Genomic DNA, 17,087 nt, shown 5'->3' on the forward strand with positions numbered 1-17,087 from the left:
AGCTAACTTAGTTAAAACATTTTTCTGCAATAATGCTACAATAAGTTAGACGTAAGTTAACTCTAATAAATCAAAGAGTTGCAATCATTCACTCCAACCTTCAATAAATAATAGGGTGAACATGCCAGAAGCACTAGAACAAGACTACTCACAAACACAACTACATGAGGTTACAAAAGCCCTAAGTAGCGGCATGTTTGTGCATGTTCGACGCATGTTAGCGCATATGCCACCGTGTGATATTGCTTTATTGTTGGAGTCTTCACCGCATAAAAGCCGTACTGTTTTATGGCAATTGGTTGACCCTGATCTGCAAGGTGAAACCTTAGAAGAACTTTCTGAAGATGTGCGTAACGGCATTATCGCGCAAATGGATCCTGCGCTAATTGCCGCTGCAACGGAAGAAATGGATGATGATGACCTTGCAGAAGTGTTACGTAGCTTACCCGATACCGTATACCAAGAAGTATTGGGCTCAATGGATAAAACAGATCAAGAGCGCGCGACATTTGTTTTATCTTACGAGGAAGAAACCGCGGGTGCTCTAATGAGTACCGATACCATCACGATTCGCCCTGATGTCACGCTCGACGTAGTTTTACGTTATTTACGCTTAAAAGGCGAATTGCCTGAAGGCACCGATGAACTTTACGTTGTCGATAAAGAAAATAAGTTTTTGGGTGATATTCAGCTTGCGACATTATTGACAAAAAGTCCGTTACTCACTGTACGTGAAGTGATGGATAATGAATCTGAAGCAATCCCTGTTAGTATGGGTGAGTCAGAAGTTGCGCAATTATTCGAACGTCATAACTGGATTTCAGCCCCTGTTGTCGACGAAGACAGCCAATTACTTGGCCGTATTACCATCGATGACATTGTTGATGTAATTCGTGAAGAAGCCGAACACAGTATGATGAGTATGGCGGGTCTTGATGACGAAGAAGATACCTTCGCTCCCGTTGTAAAAAGTACCAAACGCCGCTCGGTGTGGCTTGGCGTAAACTTAATTACTGCAATCCTCGCTGCATTTGTGGCAGGTTTTTTTGAATCGACCTTAGGTATATTACCGATTTTAGCTGTACTTAACGGCATTGTGCCTTCAATGGGTGGCATTGCCGGTAGCCAAACACTCACCTTAGTTATTCGCGGTATGGCTGTTGGCCACATTAACGATGCCAACCAGCGTTGGTTAATTGGTAAAGAAATTGCAATTGGTATGCTCAATGGTGTGATTTGGGCGGTGTTAATAGCTTCGGTAGTAGCGCTTTGGCAATGGGACTTCACGCTCGGTTTAGTGATTGCCTTTGCGATGTTTATGAATTTATTTGCCGCCGGTTGTGCCGGGGTAACAATTCCACTTATTTTAAAGAAATTAGATATCGACCCAGCACTTGCTGGCGGGGTAATTCTAACAACAGTTACAGATGTAGTAGGTATTTTTGCCTTCCTTGGGACTGCAACCTACTTCCTGTTACCGTGATATAAGCTATTACGCTTATATCACCCTAGTTCTACTTCTTTGGCAACAAGGTATACTCACCGACAAATTCAGCAACCAGTTGCTCACCGTCAAAAATTTGCACTGGCACTGTGTAAACTGCTTTTTCACCTTGCTCTAAGCTAGAAAGATCACCTGAGCACTTGTGTAAATCAACATTGCCGATAGGATCTTGTTTTAGCGGTTTGAGATATTTAATGCTTGCATCAGATAGCACAATTGCAGCGTCGCTTCCGATCTCTTTCAAATGTAAATAAGTTGCTCCCCAACCTGTTAAAGTAGCAAGACTATAAATAGAACCGGCAAACATTGTACCGTGAAGGTTTTGATTAGCACTAAATTCAGCGCTCGTAGTAAATTGCCAATCAGTATAACTCTCAACCTTAATGCCCATAGCATCGCTGATTGGAATATCCTCACGCCACGTATTTTGCAGCACCTTAGTCCATTCAGGGCGACGGAACCAGCCAGGACATGACGGGCATACTTTAACCATTTTCCAATGTTGAATATCGCCGTACATCAAGTGCGCTTTTTCAACAACCACATAACCGTGGCGCTTATAAAAATCGACCGCTCTATCACGAGCAAACAAGAGTAATTCTTTAGCGCCTTGCTGCCATGCAAGCTTTTCTAGTTCATGCAATAAACGACTGCCAAGGTGATGACCGCGATGATCTTTATTCACCGCCATATAACGCACTTGCGCTTGTTCACCAGTATTCCAATGCAAACGTGCAACGCCTAGCACTTGGCCTTGTTCATTTTTAATAAAACGATGTTCTGCTTCTTGCTCGAACTCGTCTTGTTCAGAACCCCGAGGCTGTTGCCAAGGGGCGCGTAGCACCTGCCATCTAAGTTGATAATAATCCTGCCAATCTTGACTACTTTGGGGTGTCGTAACTTGTAACATAGCGACTCCTTATAATTTTAATTGGCAACAGATTAACCTAAAAATGCACAATATAAAATCACTCGATGGTAAACACTTTGGTATTAGCCTAAGCTTAATATTGAACGCGTTTACAAGGGCTTAATGTGGTATCTATTGATTTTGTAAATAACGCAAACATGCTTGGCACCCTAGTTTGCTTAAGAAAAACGCCAATAGGCACATGCACTGTTAGGCAGCTTGAAGATGTTAGGTGGCTATTAATAGACAACACATTACAGTCAGTTAGCGATTTAACACAACCTCAGCAGTTTTTACTGCCACATTTGCAACAATTAGCCAGCTTATGGCAAACCTTACCTGAGCCCAGCAATATATTAGAAGTAGGATTAGGTGGCGGTGCAATTCGCAATTATCTCAATGCAAGTTACCCGCATTGCAACATTACTACTATTGAAAAAAGCCAAGATATTATCGAGTTATATACGCAGTATTTTGCGTCACTGCCACAATCCAATCTCATTGCCGGCGATATTACAACTTATCACTTTTCCAACTCGTATAATTGGATTGTGCTTGATTTATTTAGTAAGCAAGACTGCCCTATTTTTCTGTTTCAACACGAGTTTTATCAACGAGTGAAGTCGCTGTTTGTTGATGACGCTAATCGGCACTTATTTATTAATTTTATATGTGAAAGCGCGCAACAGTTAAATTCGTTGCGCACTGTACTGACGAGCGTATTTAAAGCGGATGTGACAATTTACGCGATTAAGGACTACAACAACAAAATAGTGCACTTACACTTCTAAACGAAACGTCACGGGTCCATCGTTCACTAGGTGCACTTTCATATCGGCACCAAATTGGCCTGTTTGCACGGTTGTTAAGCTTTGCTTAGCTTGGCTTACAAAATATTCGTATAACTCTTCACCGAGCGCTGGAATAGCTGCAGACGAAAAGCTAGGACGCATTCCTTTTTTAGTATCGGCTGCTAGTGTAAATTGCGAAACAACTAACAAATCACCGCCGATATCTTTTAGGCTCAAATTCATTTTCCCTTCACTATCGGAAAAAATGCGGTAGCCAGATACTTTGTGTAATAGCTTATCGGCTTTTTGCTGGTCATCTCCTTTTTCTACTCCTAACAGCAGTAAAATACCGTGACCAATTTCACCAACAACCTTCCCATCAACGACCACTTTGGCTTCACTCACCCGTTGAATTAACCCTTGCATATTATTCTTCCTCTTGCTCAACAATTAACGGCTTCTTTCTCTCACCGAAGCTCTGTTGCAGTGATACTGTGAATTCGGCACCTAATAACACGACAATCCATGACAGATACACCCAAACAAACAAAATAGGAATGGTCGCAAGTGCCCCATAAATCACTTCATAAGATGGGAAGTTACTTACATAAGCTGCAAACCCTTTTTTACTGAGCTCAAATAACAGTGCGGCAAACATCGCGCCTGGTAAAGAGGCTTTAATAGGCACTCGGATATTAGGTACAACAGTATAAATCAACATAAAGCCCGCGGTAGAAATCACGTAAGGTAGCAATCCAAGTAAAAAGCCGCTAAAACCTGGGATCCCCTCATCGGCATACGCTGCCAAGCTGACAAGGTACGATGTCATACCTAAGCTTGCACCCAATAAAACCGGGCCAAGCGTTAATACCATCCAATAAACCGCAAACGAAATCACAACCGGACGCTTCTTCTGCGTACGCCAAATACGATTGAGCGTTGCATCTACATTACGAATCAAAAACAGCGCTACAACGATTAAAAAACCAATACCCATTGCCGTCATTTGGCTCGCATTACCCGTAAATGCACCTATGTGCTCTTTAATGGTTTCTGAAGAGGTTGGCACGAAGTTATTAAAAATAAAATTTTCGATAACCGCTCTAAAGTCCTGAAACACAGGAAACGCAGAAAAAATAGCAAATACTACAGCAAGCATTGGAACTAATGACAACAAGGTTACATAGGCTAAATAACCAGCATTGACGGTAATTTGGTCATCTAAGCAACGTTTGCCATACCCCTTAAACCAAAAGGCGGCGTAGCGTATTGCTTTACCAAATTGCTGAAACATCTGGGAGTAATCGACTTTATTCTGCATCGTAAGCGCTACTAATAAAAAAATATTGCCATATAATAACAAGATAATGGAAAGCATAAAGAGAATTGAACACACTATGAAAAAATTACTGCTCGCTGTCGCAACTACAAGCTTATTAACCCTTTCTGGCTGTCAAACAGCTTATTACTCTGCAATGGAAAGCGTAGGTGTTCACAAGCGCGACATTCTGATTGACCGTGTAGAAGAAGCAAAAGAGTCGCAACAAGATTCTCAAGAAGAATTCCAATCAGCCTATGAGCGCTTAACAACATTAATTAATTTTGATGGTGGTGAGTTACAAAAAGTTTACGACCAACTTAATGATGATTATTTGGCGAGTAAAAAGTCAGCTGAAGATGTATCGAGTAAAATTAATGCCGTTGAAGACGTAGCCGAAGCACTGTTTGATGAGTGGGAAGAAGAATTAGAGCAGTATTCAAACGCTAAACTAAAACGCGATAGTCAAAAGAAACTTTCCGCGACTAAGCGCCAGTTTGAACAACTATTACGTTCAATGCGTCGCTCTGAAAGCAAAATGGAACCCGTTTTAACCGCGTTAAACGACAACGTTTTATACTTAAAACATAACCTTAATGCGCAAGCAATTGCCGCAATTAAAGGCGAGTTTTCTACATTAAAACGTGATATTAAAACACTTATGAGCGAAATGAATAAATCCATTGCAGATTCAAATAAGTTTATAGCGCAGATGAATAAGTAAAGATTATTTAGTTCAGGTTGTGCGAGTTTGCTTGCTCAACCTTTTCCCAATTTAAAGCTATATTTACATAATAAAACTTAGATGCCTACATAAGAAACCGCTGTTACTCTCAATTATTACCATTCATCAGCTTTTTACGCCATTTCTCATATAATATTCCCTTTAACCACTTCCATATATTATTTTATAGCGAATACCGTGATGTTAAATATTTGTATTGATTGCTCACGAACTTATTGTACAAAAATTCATAAAAGGACATTAGTTATGGCAAAGCATTTAAAAATAATTACAAACCTGTTGATAGGTGCAATCTTATTCTCTGCACCCACGTTTGCTGAGCGATTAGATATTGGTTCAACATTACCACAGGACCTTGGTAAAACATTTGAACATAAAGAAATTAGTTATGAAAAATTTAAAGGACAACAAAACTACATATTAGTTTGGGACGGTTCAAACCCCTATGTTTTAAGTAACTTACTTAAAAATACCAAAGACACACCAGCCCCAGTTATTGTTTTCTGTACTGGTTACGTAAAGTTAGGTTCTCGGAAAAAAGATTATAAATCTTGTGAATATCAAGAAGGTGTAATAAATAGTGATCGAGTAACTATGCTGTACTCAAGAAGTCTCCGACTAGAAAATGATATTTTGTTACCCAAAGCAACGCATCTCTTCATTTCAGATGAGAGCGGTAAAATTACTCACAAAAGTAATTTACAACAAAATTAATGCTAGCTGAAAGTGCACTTCATTTAAAAGTGCACTTAACTTGTGTAACTGATTATTGACAGCCACGCTCAACACATAGCTTTGCTTAGTTCTTTAATCCGCAATCATTATCTAACCAGTTAATTAAGTTGCTATAGAACTCGTTTTTATGATCATGAAACAAAGTATCATAAAAATGGTCGGCATCTTCTAGTTCAACATACTTATGAACTTTGTTTAACTTCTCTAGTTCAGTCACAAATTTTCGACTATGAACAACAGGTACTCTCTCATCAATATCACCGTGGATCACCATAATTGGAATATTCACTTTCTCAACTTTATCTATAGGAGAAATACCAGTGATAGTTGGCTGTTGAAGTTCGCTAAGGAACTCATCTTCATTCAGTGTAGCATTGATTCTACTTAAATCACTCACACCAGCACCGGCTACAGTACATTGATAAATATTCTTTTCTCGCATTGATGCAGCAAATGCAGCATAACCACCATAGCTCCAACCAAACATTGCCAATTTATCTATTGTGGTATAGCCTTTTTCGACCAAATACATTGCGGCGTCATCAAGGTCATCTTGCATCTTAAGACCCCAATTATTATCCCCTGCAACCCAATGTTCCAAGCCATAACCCGTAGAACCACGGTAGTTAGGCTGAATTACAACATAACCATTCGCCGCTAAAAGCTGCGCCCATTCATCAAAGATGATCGTGTCACGTACCCACGGACCACCATGCGGTAGCACAATTGCAGGATGAGGTCCTTTTGTATTTGGCGTTGTCACATAAGCGCGTATTTTTCTACCATCACGAGCGCTATAGCTAATGTATTTTACGTCGGCTAATTTATCCTCAGTAAGTAAAGGTAAACGCCCGCCAATTTTATCTAACTTTTGTTTATTAGTAATTATGTAAAAAGTACCAGGATCTTTATTAGAACTTGTCTGAACGACTAACACATCATCACTATTAGAACGACTAGTAATATTGACAAACTTCCTCGGAAATAAACCCTCTAAGCTTTGGTATAAAGCATCTTCATTAGGATCTGTAAAATATCGCTTAGGCCAGTTTGTTGTGTATGAATAACCGAGCAAAGAACCCCATTTATTTTGTATAATACTGCCAGCATCAACAGATTTCAGCCCAAATAAGCGTTCCGATATTTCTCCAGTTTCAATATTAAATGTATAAATACCGGTTTTATCTTGCCCTAAATTTGCGCTGATATACATGTCGTTAGGTGATTCCTTTGAAAAACCTAAAAAATCATAGCTTTCACGACTTTTTGGAGAAATTGTTTTTATCTTTTTCCAATTAGTGCTCCCTTTCCTACGCGCAAACAACTCTATGGAGTTTGTAGCCCTATCAAATCCTCTAGCTGCACGAATATCACCGTCCGCATCAGCAACAAACCCACCAGTTATTTCAGTGTTACCTCGCATAACTGTTTTGAAACTACCGTTATCAAGATTATATCTAACTACATCAGGGATACGATTATCGTTTACATCAGTCAATGCCAGAACAGTGTTATCTTCTTTAGGTAACAGATCAAATATTTGAAAGAAACCTAAACGTTTGTTATTTGAGGGAATAACCCACTTGCCTTTACCATCAGCGTCCGTAATTGCAAATTCATTAACCCAACGTTTAGAGTTTCCATCTTCTAGTATTTGGCGAAAGCTAACGCCTATTTTTTCATTATTAAGAAAGCCAACACTCGATACCATCATCTTGCTGGCCCCTAAAACTACTGGCTCTTTCTTTAAATTAAATGGATCTCTTATTTCAATTACATAATCGCCATTTTTAGTTGTCGCTCTGAGAATCGCTACTTTTTTACCATCTGGAGATACAGAAACACTTCGTATCATTGGCATCATTGTAAATGCCTCAAGCGTAACATTCGATGAGTTAGCTAATTCACTAGCTAATGAATTAGTTGGATAAGCCAAGCTTGCAGCAAGCACTCCAAGGGCCAATATTATTTTTGTCATTATCATAGACCTCAATTAAAAATGGCCTCATCAGAGGCCATTTGCTAAGTTACAACGCTCAATTAGAAGTTAACTGAGAAGTTGATATAAGGCATGCGGCCATACATGTCATAACCAACACCTAGAGGTACGTTAGTATTAGAGAATGAACCACTTGGATCAACTTTAGGTGGAGCTTCATTAAATACATTACGAACACCCGCAGAGATTAGATATTCATCAGAAGACCATGAAACTGATACATCATGCTTCCAATAGTCTTCAGTAAAGCCTACAGGGCGACATTTAAGGCGCTCACCAGCGCTATTAAACAAGCCTGTACAACCGGTTGTATCTTCCTCAAACTCTCCTAAATCGTCTTCTTTACCGCCTGAGATGTAACGAGCCATCCAGTTAAAGCGGAAGTCGTCATAAGAAAGCATTAGACGAGCTGTACCACGCCATTCAGGATAATCTGGTTCACCCACATTATCATCGACAACACCTAACACATCGTACAGGGCTTCAGTCATCTTGGTTGCTTGAAGGTCAACTGTTACACCCAAGTTTTGTTCTGAAATAACAAAATCTTGATTATAGTAAATATTATAGTCATAACCTTGAGACGTTAATAAACCTACGTTGATGAATGATTGGTCAACTAGACTAATTTGACCGCCTTCATCACGACTAATACGGCTACAGAAAGCTGCATTACCATCTGCACCATAACATTGGTTAATGCTATAGAAAGCTGATGGTTCAGCAATACTATTAGTTACTTCAATATCGAATCGAGTTACAGAAAGCGTTATATCTACGTCTTCAATAAATGGCTGCTCAATAACAAAGCCATATGTCTTAGCTAGTGACGTTTCAGGGCTCAACTCTGTTGTACCGCCGCTGATAACTTCAGTACTTGTTGATTCAGTGAAGGTAGGATCCAAACCTAATGAAGTTGGATCTAAACCATCAGAAACACAACGAGCTAGAGTTACATCATCACGCGGGTCATTAGCTGCATCATATGTTGGAATTGCATCTGGGTTGATTGGATCTGAGATACGAGCATCACTTGGAACAACACACGGGTCACTCACAGTCAAGAAGCCTGAAGTACCGTTTAAGAAACGCTCACGTAAGTTAGGTGCGCGGAATGATGTACCTTGAGTACCACGAAGCGTAATCCATTCAACCGGACGATAAACAGCTTTTACAGAGTATGTACTTTCTGGGTCATAGTAGCTTTCGTCAGAAATACGACCAGATACAGTCAATGTAAACTCTTCAACACCTGTTACACCTTTAACAAGTGGTAGGTCAATTTCAGTAAATACTTCACGAAGACTACGAGAGCCATCCGCACCTTGGTCTGAGAAATAACCCCATAGCAAGCCTTGTGCAGCTACTGCGTTAGGATCTGATTCAATCTCGTCACGACGATATTCAGCACCAAAAATACCTGATACTGTTTCATTGTTCCAAGGCAAAGTATACAGATCGCCACCTAAGAATCCATTAACAACTAATTGATTAACTTTCGTTTCAATTTTACGTTGATCGAACAGATAATTGTATTCTGCGTCTGTCAACGTACCACCACCTGGTTGATAAATATTATCCGCAAACAGGTTAACTGGAACACAGCCATCAGTGCCATCACCACACGTTACAGTACCATCAGCATTTAGAACAGACGTGTTCAATGAATGTAGTAGTCGTTGTTCGTTAAAACCATTACGGACATCAGTACCTTTTGATGCACTGTAAGAAACATACGCATCATAATACCAATTATTTAAGTTAATCGACTCTAGGCCTGGTAAATTACCTGTAACACCTGTTACTAATCGGTATTGGGCAACATCAACTTCAAAACGATCACGGTCACCACGAATATTAATAATAGGATCAACATCTAATGGACCAGCATCACCAAAGCCTAGTACACCAAAACAATCTACCTCACCATTTACACCACATGGATTATATGGGTTTGAAGCCGGAACAGTTTCAAATAACTGAGCACCAGGACTGAATACTGGAGAGTTACGTTGCGCATACAAACCTTCGTAATAAAAAGTTGTATCATTGTCATCGGCAAAGTTATGCTCACCATTTACCATGAATGAAAGACGTTCATTGCGGCTGCGGTAATCACCACTCTTATAATAATCAGACTGCTGGAATGCATATAATGGATCTTGGAAGTCAACATCACGCAAACCATCTCCATTACCGTCTACAATAGCGCCGTCAAGGTCGTCAATAATACCATCGCCATTGAAGTCTGCTAAAACCCACTCAGGGAATAAACCAGCATATTGTGAAGGAACTGTCGTTTCACTTAAATTTGGAATGCCTGTGTTAGTATATCCAGGAGTTACATATAGACTACCCCAGAAAGCTGGAACGAAAACACGGTTTGTTAGCGGAAAAATATCACAGGTATCTTCACCACCAGCTGTAGGACCAATACCGCTAAATCGTGTAATGATATCACCTTCTTCAGATTCAAAAATACGCTCTTCACAACCTTTTGCAAAAGCAGTTTCTGAGTATGATTGTGCTTTTGAATCAGCGTATTCTAGACCAACAGTAATGAAACCATTGTCGTAAGTGTCACCCCACATAACAGAAAGATTTGATTGTTCACCGCCACCACTTTGCGGCGCTTGATAAGAACCTTGAACTTCAAAACCTTCAATATCTGACTTTAATACTACGTTCGCTACGCCAGCTACTGCGTCAGAACCATAAACCGTTGAAGCGCCATCAAATAAATTCTCTACACGATCAATCATTACGCCTGGAATCAAATTGAGATCTGGTGAAGTAGGCGCGCCTCCAACCCCTGCAGGAGCCATACGACGACCATTAATGACAACAAGTGTACGCTCAGCACCTAAACCACGGAAACCAATTGTCGCCGCTCCTGGTCCGTTATCTAATACATAACCACCAAACGTGTTATCAATCTGAACACCAGCTGCTTGGTTGGTTGATTGAAGCATTTCACCAGCTTCGAATAAGCCCATCTCTCGAGAAAGGTCGCCGCTAATGACTTGAATTGGTGATGCGTTCGAAAATTCAGCTTTACGAATTCGAGAGCCAGTCACTACAACCTTTTCAATTTCCTCGTCTTCCGCATTATTTTTTTCTTCTTCTGCGGCAACACCTGCAAAGCTGGTTATTGCACCTGCAAATAGCGCAGACTTAACGCTAAGTGCTAATAAGTTTAATTTTTTCAAAATGAGATTTCCCTGAAGTTTTCTAAATGTTAATTGTCACAAATTACACAAATGTTTCTCTTTGTTTAAAAATGTAATCCGAACAACACAGTTTTAACATAAAAATTACAAAACATGAGTACTATTCGACAAATAACATTATTTACATCTAAGCTAAGCCAAAAAGAAAAACACAGAAAAACACAGAAAAAACAACAAACTACAAAAATATCGATAGTAAAATTTAATTTACACACAATTTAATTGTTTACAATCATTTACACTGCATCTGAAGTTGTTGATGTTACAAGAGGAGGGGATGGGCGTGTTAAAGGTTAAGATCGTTAGTTTTGAGCTGGATAAACGTAATTTTAGCAAGGTAACTAAAACGTCACCTTACTAAAATGCAAAAATTTAAACTTTAATTAACATCAACGATATATTTCAACTTTACGAAACTTAGCCGCATCGATTATTGCCCATAAGTGGAAAATACCGCCAATGATTGCTGGAACGACAAAAAACCATAAAGCGTAGCCACCAAATACAACAATCGCAAATATCAGTGCCGCGCCAATGCGCCCTTGTACCAACTGCCCAAGACCTGGGAAAAACACGTTACAAATAGCAGCGATTACATTGCCTGCTGATCCTTGTTCTGCCATATAAACCTCTCAAATTTCCAATTTATTTAATTTAAATCAAACTCTGTGCCAAATATATATTAATATAACTTTCAGTGTGTTAGCTTAATTTCGTATCTTGCTAACAATTCATTATTAGTAAGATTGACTAAAATAGAGCTAATTACACTAAATATGGAGCTTGCCATGAAATTAACATTTATCGGGGCAGCAAGTACAGTTACAGGTTCAAAACACCTACTGGAAGTAGATAACCTAAAGATCTTAATTGATTGCGGCCTTTACCAAGGCATAAAAAACTATCGTACTCGCAACTGGCAAGCTCTTCCGTTTGATGTAACTAAGTTAGATGCCGTTTTATTAACCCACGCGCATATCGACCATTCGGGTTATATTCCGCTTTTATACAAGCAAGGATTTAGAGGCCCTATTTTTTGCTCTCACGAAACACTTAAACTGTGTGAAGTATTACTGCCTGACGCAGGCTTTTTACAAGAAGAAGACGCAAAATATGCAAATAAAAAGCGCTTCTCTAAGCACTCTCCAGCTGAACCACTGTATACATTAAGTGATGCTAAAAAGTCGCTATCCCTTTTTGTGCCGCTCGATTTTCAACACAATGTCGAAATTTTGCCAAATATAACAATTAACTTAAAACCAAATGGGCACATTCTCGGCTCTTCAAGTATTGAATTAAACGCAAACAGTAAAACGTTAGTTTTCAGCGGAGATGTTGGTAGGCAAGACGACCCAATTATGTACTCGCCAGAGCCGATTTCACCCTGTGACTTACTAGTTGTAGAGGCAACGTATGGTGACAGACGTCATACTGCAACCGACACCAAGCAAATTCTCGCCGGTGCCATAAATGATACGTTTAAGCGTGGCGGTATATTTCTTATGCCCTCTTTTGCCGTTGGCCGCGCACAGTTAATTTTACATTTAATCGCTGAGCTAAAAAGAGAGCAGCGAATTCCGAATGTACCGGTTTATCTCAATAGCCCGATGGCAATAAAGGTCACCGATCTTTATGAAAAAGCCCACAAGCACCACAAACTAACCAAAGAACAATGCCAAGCCATTGATGACATGACAGAGTTTGTTAAAACGCAAGAAGAGTCGGAAATGCTCAATAGCCGCAATCTACCCTGTATTATTGTATCAGCAAGCGGCATGGCTAGCGGTGGACGGGTATTACATCACTTAAAAAGTTTATTGCCAGATGATAAACACACAGTCGCATTTTTAGGCTTTCAAGCAGCAGGCACACGCGGTGAAGCGCTTATTAATGGCGCCGAAAGAATAAAAATTCATGGCGAATATATTGATGTAAAAGCAAACGTTCTAAACCTAGATTCACTTTCGGCCCATGGTGATTATCAAGATATTCTAAATTGGTTGCAGCAAGGCGAAGCATTTCCAAAGCAAATTTATATTAACCATGGTGAAGTCAGTGCATGTGACGCAATGCGCTGCCACATTAAGGAGCAGCTTGGCATCGACGCCAAAGTGGCTGAGTATTTGGAACAAGTGGCACTTTGAAAACCCAATTTTTAGCCTACCAAGGTATTTATATCGCATTTAATGATAAATTGATGGCAAATGAACATAGCCATCAATTTATTCAAATTAACTTATTGTCGCCACAAGCCAGTATTACTGTTGACCAAAAAACGCTTTCCACAACCTGTTTAATAATTGCAAGTAAAGTAAACCATACTTTAAAAAGTGATCAACCGGTGATCACCATATTGATTGATAACTTTAGTGTACTCGGCAAAAAACTAACGCACCTTATTAACTGCCAAAAAAATGAAAACAATGTTTACACCTGCTTTGAACAGGCAAAATCGCAATACCTTTGGCAATATTTTATAGATAAAACAGGCAGCTTTGATTATGCGCTGACTGAATTTTTAAATAGTATTTTATGCCACCATGCCCAAGCAAAGCCCCCCACGGATCCGCGTATTGCAAAAATACTTAATCACTTACAACAGTGTGACAGCGCCCAGCTAAATCTTTCACAATTAGCAAAAATAGTTAATTTATCGCAAAGTCGGTTATCACATTTATTTAGTGAGCAAATTGGCATGCCATTTAAAAGTTACCAACGTTACTTACGATTCAAACACTTAATACCATTACTCGCAAATGGCTTTGATTTAACAAAAGCAGCCCATCAAGTAGGGTTTAGTGATGCCGCACATTTAAGCCGCGAATGTAAAAAGTTATTTGGCATACAGCCAAAGCAATTAAAAGGAACGCTAACATTCGAGCAAATCTAATAATTTAAAATCGTGCTCTATGCCCATAATCAAGCCCGAACCACGCGAGCTCAGCCAAGGTTGAGACAGGATATATAATCCCGATATGTCGGATACTTTATCAAAAAAATCTTTATTGCTAGCTTGCTGTGCTAAACAGCTTTCAAGCCAATAAAAATCATTGTTATAGCCTGTGGCAATTATCACCTTATCTATCACTTGCCCTTTAAGTGTTATTGGCTTTTCGCTATTTAACTTATTCAAATTAAAGCGCTTACAAAGTGTTATTCCAGCCTTAGCTAACTGATGATTACGACTACCAGTTGCAGGAAACGGGTCTTTCTTTCGCATTTTTTTCGCTAACCAATGCTGCTTTTCCAAACGAATCAGGCCAAGCTTATCTAGCCAAAAGAAAATATCCTTACCCAATAAACGTTGTGGCAAAAATGAACGCGCCTTACCCATAGATAAAAAGACTTGATTCTTTTTAACCAACATTTTTGCCAGTTGCCGGCCACTGGCACCATCACCAATCACTAACCAGTTTTCGTTTTCACATGTTAAGTGTCGATCACCAATAGATTCTGGCGTAAACACTTTACCGTGATAAAAAGAGTTACTATCCAGCTGATGCTTATGAGGAATTTGAAATGCACCAGTACATACAAACAGCATTTTGCTGTGGTAGGTTTCACCATTACTGCAGTTTACTGTGAAGCCATCGGTGTCATTTCGCACATCAACTACTTTACGGCCAAATCTAATATCTAATGACAATGCAGCAGCATATTGTTCAAGATATTCAACAAATTCCTGTTTTGACGGGTACTCGCTTGCGTTGCCAGAAATATTCAACCCTGGCAACTGACTATAGCGCCGAGAAGTAAACAAAGTTAACCCTTCATAACGATTTCGCCACGCACTGCCTACAGCATTTGATGCTTCTAAAATAACCACTTTGTGATAGCCCTTTTGCCTCAATAAATAGGCGGTTGCTAAACCAGCATGACCTGCACCAACAATAATAGCTTGTTTCATAACTACTCCAACTGAAAACTCTCAGCTAGAATAAAGGTACAGCAAAACTAAAAATTGAATTTAAACGCTATATGTTTGAAAAATTTAAAATGCATGGCGATGTCAGCCTTAATTGGCAAGGAAAAACGCTAGAAATAAACACAACCGGGCCATGGAATGCTGAGTTTTTTATGCATTTACATGAGCAATTAATTGATATGGTGCGTAACCAGCAAATTACTGATTTTGATGTATTACTTAACATTCATGGCGAGGCACTGCCAACGCCAGACGCACAAAATGCACACATTGAGTTTTTAAAAGCCTCCAATGCCAAAGCTGTCGCAGTAAATCTTGAACATTGTGTAACAAGGTCGATGACACAACAAGTGTGTGACTATGTTTACCCTACAGCAGGACTAACACATCAGTGTTTCAACAATAAAGCGCAAGCGCTCAATTGGCTAAGTACGCAAAGCGGGGAATAATAACGCCAATAACGCATTAACCGCCTCTAAACGGGTTTGCTCTTGCATACTGGCAAACCCTAAACGCAGATACTGAAAACCTTGCTCGTCACAATTGGTTACTTGTGGGTTAAAGTCATGCTGACATTGAATATATATTCCATGCGCCTGTGCCAACTCAGTAAAACCTGTTAAATCACGCTTACAGCCAAGCCAAATAGCCATGCCGCCATCGGGAACAGCAAAAGTGATCGGGTAACCCGCTTGTTTGTAATCTTCTAGCAACACCACAAGGTGATCTCTGCGCGCTAAATACAATTGTGTCATTTTGCGAAGATGTCTTTCAAAGTCCCCTTCGCTCATCCAATTAGCTACTGCTTGCTGTAACACACATTCGGTTTTGTGGTTGATGATTTTTTTACTATTAGCCAAATACTCAATAACTTGAGGGTGAGCCGAAACATAACCTAGTCGCGCGCCTGCAAACATAATTTTTGAAAAAGTTGAGATATAAATGACTCGACCGTCAGGGTCATTTGCCGCCATTGGTACTAACGGTGAACAGCGATAATGAAACTCATGATCATAATCATCTTCTAAAATTAAAAAATCATGCTGCTGAGCTAATTGGTATATTTGGCTGCGACGTTGTGGCGATAAGGTCACTGTTGTTGGGTACTGGTGTAGCGGCGTTAAATACAAAAGCTTTATTTTAGTATGCGCTAATACGCGCTTTAAGCTGTCAGGCTTTATACCAAACTCATCTTGTTCAATGGTAATCAAGTTTGCACCATTTGAGCTGAGCGCAGCACATGCAGGCGGATAACTCAGTTTCTCAACCGCCACATTGTCACCGCCCTGTAACACCGCTTGCGCGACAATAAACAATGCTTCTTGCGATCCATTGGTTATTAATATTTCGCCAGATGAAAGACCGCGGGCTCTTACTAAGTATTTTTTTATTTGTTCACGTAATGTTTCATTCCCGAGCGTGCCCTGATAATGCAAGCTGCCCAGGTCTAACTGTTTTAACGCAGTATTTAAATGGCTTTTAAATACCTTCATTGAAAATTGCGTTATATCTGGTAATCCACCAGCAAAATTAAAGCGCACATTTAAATCAGCGTTAGAAAGACTCGTTTTTGGCGATTTAAATAAGTGAGCCAAATTAAATTGCTGAGTTTCGGTCAATTCGTTTGGTATACAGCCTTCTACCGGTAAGACCGAAACCACTTGATAACCAATCCGCGGTAAACTTTCTAAATACCCCTGCGCCACTAACTCATCGCAAGCCGCCATAATAGTATGACGATTCACATTGAGCTGATTTGCTAAATCTCTGCTTGCCGGCAATCGGTCTTGTGGTTTTAACTGACCCGATAAAATGGCCTCTCGAATACTCGCAGCAATGGCGAGGTATTTCTTTTCATGTGGATTAAATGAAATGGTCAGTAAGCGCATTTAATTTCTGGTCTATATAAATATTAAAAACTGGTTGTTAA

Annotated in this window: 15 protein-coding genes; 7 read left to right on the forward strand and 8 right to left on the reverse strand. The window is 39.7% G+C overall.

Annotation, left to right across the window (positions count from 1 at the left end; translation table 11 throughout):
• The first annotated feature begins 121 nt into the window (after positions 1-121).
• Entirely contained in the window at positions 122-1,483 is a 1,362-nt protein-coding gene (gene mgtE, locus PSPO_RS13220; RefSeq protein ID WP_010561565.1) for a magnesium transporter, read from the forward strand.
• Between the two features lie 31 nt (positions 1,484-1,514).
• On the opposite strand, the gene PSPO_RS13225 is transcribed toward mgtE, so the two are convergent.
• Entirely contained in the window at positions 1,515-2,414 is a 900-nt protein-coding gene (locus PSPO_RS13225) for a bifunctional GNAT family N-acetyltransferase/hotdog fold thioesterase (protein WP_010561564.1), read from the reverse strand.
• 125 nt (positions 2,415-2,539) lie between these two features.
• Here PSPO_RS13225 and PSPO_RS13230 point away from each other — a divergent pair, with 125 nt between their 5' ends.
• Positions 2,540-3,205 (forward strand): polyamine aminopropyltransferase, encoded by a 666-nt coding sequence (locus tag PSPO_RS13230; protein WP_010561563.1) that lies wholly within the window; start codon positions 2,540-2,542, stop codon positions 3,203-3,205.
• Here PSPO_RS13230 and dtd read toward each other — a convergent pair.
• Both dtd and PSPO_RS13240 read right to left on the reverse strand, forming a co-directional pair.
• The gene (dtd, locus tag PSPO_RS13235; protein WP_010561562.1) at positions 3,194-3,631 is read right to left on the reverse strand and encodes a D-aminoacyl-tRNA deacylase; all 438 of its coding nucleotides are present in this window, start codon (positions 3,629-3,631) and stop codon (positions 3,194-3,196) included. The two genes, PSPO_RS13230 and dtd, sit on opposite strands and share 12 nt — an antisense overlap.
• 1 nt (position 3,632) lies before the next feature.
• A complete protein-coding gene (locus PSPO_RS13240) occupies positions 3,633-4,526 on the reverse strand; it encodes a virulence factor BrkB family protein (RefSeq protein ID WP_051320887.1) in 894 nt (297 codons plus the stop codon).
• A 76-nt stretch (positions 4,527-4,602) separates the two neighbouring features.
• On the opposite strand from PSPO_RS13240, the gene PSPO_RS13245 reads away from it, so the two are divergent.
• Positions 4,603-5,247, forward strand: coding sequence for a DUF2959 domain-containing protein (locus PSPO_RS13245; RefSeq protein WP_010561560.1), 645 nt, complete (start codon positions 4,603-4,605; stop codon positions 5,245-5,247).
• A gap of 267 nt (positions 5,248-5,514) precedes the next feature.
• Entirely contained in the window at positions 5,515-5,982 is a 468-nt protein-coding gene (locus tag PSPO_RS13250; RefSeq protein ID WP_010561559.1) for a hypothetical protein, read from the forward strand.
• Between the two features lie 85 nt (positions 5,983-6,067).
• Here PSPO_RS13250 and PSPO_RS13255 read toward each other — a convergent pair whose 3' ends face one another.
• The 3 genes from PSPO_RS13255 to PSPO_RS13265 form a co-directional block, all read right to left on the reverse strand.
• Positions 6,068-7,981, reverse strand: coding sequence for an alpha/beta hydrolase family protein (locus tag PSPO_RS13255; protein ID WP_010561558.1), 1,914 nt, complete (start codon positions 7,979-7,981; stop codon positions 6,068-6,070).
• Between the two features lie 62 nt (positions 7,982-8,043).
• Positions 8,044-11,211, reverse strand: a complete 3,168-nt coding sequence (locus tag PSPO_RS13260; RefSeq protein WP_010561557.1) for a TonB-dependent receptor domain-containing protein — start codon at positions 11,209-11,211, stop codon at positions 8,044-8,046.
• Between the two features lie 410 nt (positions 11,212-11,621).
• Entirely contained in the window at positions 11,622-11,855 is a 234-nt protein-coding gene (locus PSPO_RS13265; protein ID WP_010561556.1) for a hypothetical protein, read from the reverse strand.
• Between the two features lie 165 nt (positions 11,856-12,020).
• Between PSPO_RS13265 and PSPO_RS13270 the strand changes: the two genes are divergently transcribed.
• Both PSPO_RS13270 and PSPO_RS13275 read left to right on the forward strand, forming a co-directional pair.
• Positions 12,021-13,376 (forward strand): MBL fold metallo-hydrolase RNA specificity domain-containing protein, encoded by a 1,356-nt coding sequence (locus PSPO_RS13270; protein WP_010561555.1) that lies wholly within the window; start codon positions 12,021-12,023, stop codon positions 13,374-13,376.
• On the forward strand, positions 13,373-14,122 hold the full coding sequence (locus PSPO_RS13275; protein WP_010561554.1) for a helix-turn-helix domain-containing protein: 750 nt from the start codon (positions 13,373-13,375) through the stop codon (positions 14,120-14,122). Before PSPO_RS13270 ends, PSPO_RS13275 begins: the two co-directional genes overlap by 4 nt.
• Here the strand turns inward: PSPO_RS13275 and PSPO_RS13280 are convergent.
• Positions 14,102-15,139: a flavin-containing monooxygenase gene (locus PSPO_RS13280; protein WP_010561553.1), complete on the reverse strand. Its 1,038-nt coding sequence runs from the start codon at positions 15,137-15,139 to the stop codon at positions 14,102-14,104. The two genes, PSPO_RS13275 and PSPO_RS13280, sit on opposite strands and share 21 nt — an antisense overlap.
• A 71-nt stretch (positions 15,140-15,210) precedes the next feature.
• On the opposite strand from PSPO_RS13280, the gene PSPO_RS13285 reads away from it, so the two are divergent.
• Complete coding sequence (locus tag PSPO_RS13285) at positions 15,211-15,606, forward strand: hypothetical protein (RefSeq protein WP_010561552.1); 396 nt, start codon at positions 15,211-15,213, stop codon at positions 15,604-15,606.
• Here PSPO_RS13285 and pdxR read toward each other — a convergent pair.
• Positions 15,583-17,046, reverse strand: a complete 1,464-nt coding sequence (gene pdxR, locus PSPO_RS13290) for a MocR-like pyridoxine biosynthesis transcription factor PdxR (protein ID WP_010561551.1) — start codon at positions 17,044-17,046, stop codon at positions 15,583-15,585. The two genes, PSPO_RS13285 and pdxR, sit on opposite strands and share 24 nt — an antisense overlap.
• Positions 17,047-17,087: the final 41 nt, after the last annotated feature.

Source organism: Pseudoalteromonas spongiae UST010723-006 (assembly GCF_000238255.3).
Lineage (GTDB): Bacteria > Pseudomonadota > Gammaproteobacteria > Enterobacterales > Alteromonadaceae > Pseudoalteromonas > Pseudoalteromonas spongiae.